At 63.4% G+C, this 4,601-nt stretch carries 6 protein-coding genes; all 6 read right to left on the bottom strand.

The window, feature by feature from the left end; all coding sequences use genetic code 11:
• On the bottom strand, positions 1-702 hold a 702-nt coding region (locus QZY06_RS19320; RefSeq protein ID WP_295687194.1), incomplete at its 3' end, for an NAD(P)-dependent alcohol dehydrogenase.
• A gap of 230 nt (positions 703-932) precedes the next feature.
• Positions 933-1,343 (bottom strand): nuclear transport factor 2 family protein, encoded by a 411-nt coding sequence (locus QZY06_RS19315; RefSeq protein ID WP_295687192.1) that lies wholly within the window; start codon positions 1,341-1,343, stop codon positions 933-935.
• A 45-nt stretch (positions 1,344-1,388) separates the two neighbouring features.
• Positions 1,389-2,204, bottom strand: coding sequence for an SDR family oxidoreductase (locus tag QZY06_RS19310; RefSeq protein WP_295687191.1), 816 nt, complete (start codon positions 2,202-2,204; stop codon positions 1,389-1,391).
• An 18-nt stretch (positions 2,205-2,222) separates the two neighbouring features.
• Positions 2,223-2,564, bottom strand: coding sequence for a hypothetical protein (locus QZY06_RS19305; protein ID WP_295687189.1), 342 nt, complete (start codon positions 2,562-2,564; stop codon positions 2,223-2,225).
• Entirely contained in the window at positions 2,561-3,814 is a 1,254-nt protein-coding gene (locus QZY06_RS19300; RefSeq protein WP_295687186.1) for an aromatic ring-hydroxylating dioxygenase subunit alpha, read from the bottom strand. The genes QZY06_RS19305 and QZY06_RS19300 overlap by 4 nt, the downstream gene beginning before the upstream one ends.
• Positions 3,815-3,865: 51 nt before the next feature.
• Positions 3,866-4,601, bottom strand: a 736-nt coding sequence (locus tag QZY06_RS19295) for an SDR family oxidoreductase (RefSeq protein ID WP_295687183.1), incomplete at its 5' end; no start/stop codon positions are given.

The following is a 4,601-nucleotide window of genomic DNA, read 5'->3' as shown; positions in this document are numbered from 1 at the left end:
GCCGACGTCGATGACGTGATCGACACCGCCATCGGACAACTGACTGATCGCCTCGCCCCAGTTCGGGTCGGCGCGGTAATCGACAGTGGCATCGGCGCCGAGCTTCTTCAGCCGCTCGAGCTTGGCTGGCGACGACGAGGTCGCATAGACCTTTGCCCCGAAGGACTTGGCGAACTGCAGCGCGAAGATCGAAACACCGCCAGTGCCTTCGACCAGTACCTGATCGCCGGCCTTGATCTGGCCGACCTCGACCAGCGCCCGCCAGGCAGTCAGCGCAGCGCAGGGCAAGGTCGCCGCCTCGGCATAGGAGTAGCCGGCCGGAATGCGGGTCAGCTTGTCCGGGTCGACCAGGCTGAACTCCACCGCGCAGCCATCGGTGGAGTCGCCACCAAGGCGGCTGGTGGTGGCTGCAGTCGGCTCGCCGTCCTGCCAGTCCGGGAAGAACAGGCTCATCACCTTGTCGCCGACGGCCCAGCCGCTGACACCCTCGCCGACCGCGACGATTTCACCGGCGCCATCGGAGATCGGAATCCGGCCATCGACCGCCGGCAGCATGCCGGCCACCACCGCGTAATCGTGGAAGTTCAGCGACAAGGCGCGCCAGCGCACCTTGAGCTTGCCCTTGGCGATTGCGGGCTCGGCCAGGTCCTCGATCGACAGCGATTCCAGACTGGTCGGCAAACGCACTACGGCTGCTTTCATCACCTGCTCCTTGGGTTATTGAGTCGGCATACTGATATTGAACGCGAGCGCACCGAGTCCGACCGGATGATCTTGCCAACAGGTGCAGAACGCCGACTCAATAACTAGAAACCATTGATTTTTTATTGATGCGGCACCTTCGGCACTTCACAGATGACGCAGATCCTGAATCGAACGCCGGGTCCACGTTCAACACCAAGGTGCCACATCAATAAAGACTTGCTGCAGGCTCAGGCGGGTACCAGCTTCTTGCCCACCAGAGCGACTTCAACGGCAACGGTATCCGCGTATTCCTCGACATCAGCGATGAAGCCGTTGTCGATGCGCAGCACCATCGCGTAATGCGGCTGCGAGTACGGCAGGCCCGTGGGTCCGATGCCATGGCCCGATGCGAGGATCACCGCGCGATTGCCATCGACGATGATCTCCTTGAGGGTCAGCTGCGGCGGCTGCTTGAAGCTGGCCAGTGCCGGCACCAGCGCGCCTTTGACGGTGTCGCGGCCATGCATGTCGGTGGACAGCGGCGTGGTGCCGATGATCCGGTATTTCACGTTCGGTGCCAGCAGGTCGAAAGCGTCGGCGAAGGCGCCGCTGCAGAGCAGGTCGGCATATTTGCGGGCGATGCTGCGAGTTTGATCCATGGTGTTCTCCTCATTGTTATGGAACGAATCTACTGAGCCAGCGAATCAGCTGGCAGCCTGCGCGAAGAAGCTTCTTGAAGCAGGAACCGTTGGCTGCGTGCACAAGGTGCCGCCGTCCACCGGCAGGATGTGGCCGGTGATGAAACGAGCATCGTCCGATGCCAGGAAGGCCACCGCCTGCGCTACTTCCAGCGGGCCGCCCAGGAAGGGCGTGCAGGCGCCGTCGACGTTGATATCGATCAGCGGCTTGGGAATGAAGCCTGCGGTCAGCGGCGTCAGCACCAGGGCCGGCGCCACCGCATTGCAGCGGATGCCGCGCTTGCCGTAAGCCGCAGCCACATGCTGGGTGATGCTGTTGATCGCCGCTTTCGATGCGCTGTAGGCCGGCAGGCTGATGTACGCCGCGAGGCCGTAGGTGGACGAGGTGTTGACGATCACGCCACCGCCGCGCCGGAGCATCGCCGGGATCGCATGCTTGCAGCCGAGCATGGTGCCACGCACGTTGACGGCCATCGTGCGGTCCCAGATGTCGATCTCCATCGCCGCGATGTCGGCATCCTTGGCGAGCACTTTCGGGTCTTGCAGCGCTGCGTTGTTATGCAGGATGTCGAGACCGCCGTAACGCTCCTCCGCGTAGGTGATGGCGGCCTTGATCGAGTCCTCGCTGCCGATGTCGCAAACCAGCGATTCGGCGATGCCGCCGGCATTGCGGATCATCGCCGCGGTGGCTGCAGCGGTTTCCGGATTGAGGTCCGTACACAGCACCGATGCGCCGCGTTCGGCCATCAGCCTGGCCGTGGCTTGGCCGATACCGGAACCGGCGCCGGTGATCATCGCCACTTTTCCCTTGAGGCTGGACATGCTTTTCTCCAATGCGGTTCAGACCGGCAGCGGTTCGCGCAGCACGCGCACCGCGATCGGCAGCTTGGCGTGGCCGACTTTCGGCTGACCATGAATCTCGACGGCCATCGCCGCCTGGGCGAGTGCGTAGAGCATGTGCATCAAGCGCTGCTCGGCTGCGGGTAGTGCATCGAGCGGAAAGTTTTCGAGATGCGCGAGCGCCGCTTCGGCGCGCGGCTGCATGGCATCGTAGAAGCGCCGGATGTTGTCCATAGAAGAGGCGGCGCGGTGCTGCATGCGGGCATCGAAGCTGGGCAGCGCCCACTCGGCGACATGCGCTTCAAGATCGGCAAACGCGGCCGGCAGAAGAGAGTTGTTCATTCGCTCATCGCCTCCTGCACGGTGGCCGACTTCGCCCATTTTTCGACGTGATGCACCGAGTGCCGCAGCAGCGCTTCGTTGTCCTGCAGGAACATCGCGTCCTTGGCGCCGGACTCCAGACCGCGCTGCACGCGCGCGACGTTGGAAACGTCCTCCACCAGCACTTCGATCACGCGTGACAGGTAATGCTCCTGCTGGAACCGCTCGCGCACCGTGAGCGCCTTGGGCACGTAGAAGCGCACCTCGTGGCGCGTGGTGTGATAGCTGGTGGGCCAGAAGTGATGGGTCCAGAAGCCGCCGGGTCCGGTATCGAGATTGAAGTTCGGGAACACGAAGTTCACGTCCATCGACCAGCTCTTGGTGCGTGTCGGGTTCACCGAAGGATGAGCCAGGAAGGCATCCATGCTGCCGACCTTGCCGGCGGCGATGGTGCTGCCGGTCTGCACCTGGCTGTAGGCGAGCTGCTCGACCTTCTGGTGATCGTGCGGCCGATATTCCGGATTGCCGTACATCGAGCAGAAACGATGCGGGCCGAAGAAGCGCGCGTCCATCAGGCGGCCGGTGCGATTGCTCGTTGACGCGAACGTGGTGCCGATGGTTTCCGGATGGATCACCGGGATGTGGTACGACTCGCTGAAGGCATCGGCAACGACTTTCCAATTGCAGTCGAGCTGGGCCTCGACGACGATCGGGTTGTCGGCGTTCGGGTATTCCATGTTGGCCAGGAAGCTGCCGAAGTCGCCGAGAAAATCCTCGAGCGACACCGAAGGCTTGCGCTCCAGATTGATGAAGATCCAACCGTTCCAGACCTCGGTCGCGATCTTCGCGAGGCCGGCCGTCTTGCGATCAAGGCCAACGAAGCACTTCTCGTCCGGCACGCCACGCAGCTCGCCATCCGTGCCGTAAGCCCAGCCGTGGTACGGACACTTGATCAGCTGACTGCAGCCCTGCGGCTCGCTGACCAGGAGATTGTGGCGATGCGAGCAGACGTTGTGGAAGGCCTGCACGCGGCCCTCGCCATCGCGCGTGATCAGCACCGAGGCCTCGCAGATCTCGATCTCCTTGACCATGAAGCTGTGCGGCTTGGCGATCTCCTCGACTCGTCCCATGATCAGCCAGGAGCGGCCGAACACCCGCTCGCGCTCCAGCTGATAGAACGCCGGCGAGCGATAGGACTCGGCCGAAACCGGCCCGTTCTTGAGACCCGCGAGCTGGGTCCATTTGTTGGCGATGAAATCGTCTGCTGCCATCGAATTGCTCCTGCTGTGATTGCGGTTTGCTGCGTGCGGAAGTTCTGAGGCTCAGGCCGCCGTATAGCCACCGTCGACGACCATCTCCATGCCGGTGATCCACTGCGCGGCATCGGAGGCGAGGTAACGAATTGCCAGCGCGATATCGACCGTTCGCCCGAGGCCAAGCAGATGTGCGGCCTCGAACGCGGATTCGGCTGCTGCCTCATCCGGCACGATGCCGAGCTTCACGAAATCGCGAAGCGTCTTCACGCCCATTTCGGTCTTGATCAGGCCCGGGTGTACCGAGTTCACGCGGATGCCGTAGTGCAGGCGCGCGCATTCGTTGGCCGCTGCCTTGGTCATCAATCGCACTGCGCCCTTCGATGCGCAGTAGGCGCCGAGCCCGGCAACGCCCTTGATGCCGGCGGCCGAGGACAGGTTGACGATGGCGCCGCCCTTGCCCGCCGCGCCGCCCGGCCGCATCGCGCGGATGGCGTGCTTGATGCCGAGGAAGACGCTGGTGCCGTTGACGTCCATCTGCCGCCGATAATCGTCGACGCTCATGTCGGCAAAGAATCCGGCCAGTTCGAGGCCGGCATTGTTGACGACGAGATCGAGGCCGCCGAAGCGCGCGATCGCTTCGGAAGTCGCGGCTTGCCAATCGGCTTCGTGGGTGACATCGAGCCGAAAGAAGCTGGCTGCAGCGCCGAACTTCGCAGCCAGCGCCTTGCCTTCGTCGACGAGCAGATCGGTGATCAGCACGTGCGCGCCGCCGGCAATCAGTTGCTCGGTCGTTTCGGCACCG

Origin of the sequence: uncultured Nevskia sp. (assembly GCF_903885465.1) — a bacterium.
In the GTDB taxonomy this organism is placed as follows: domain Bacteria; phylum Pseudomonadota; class Gammaproteobacteria; order Nevskiales; family Nevskiaceae; genus Nevskia.
Note: the sequence above shows the minus strand (reverse complement) of the source record. Positions and strands in the feature narration are given on the sequence as shown.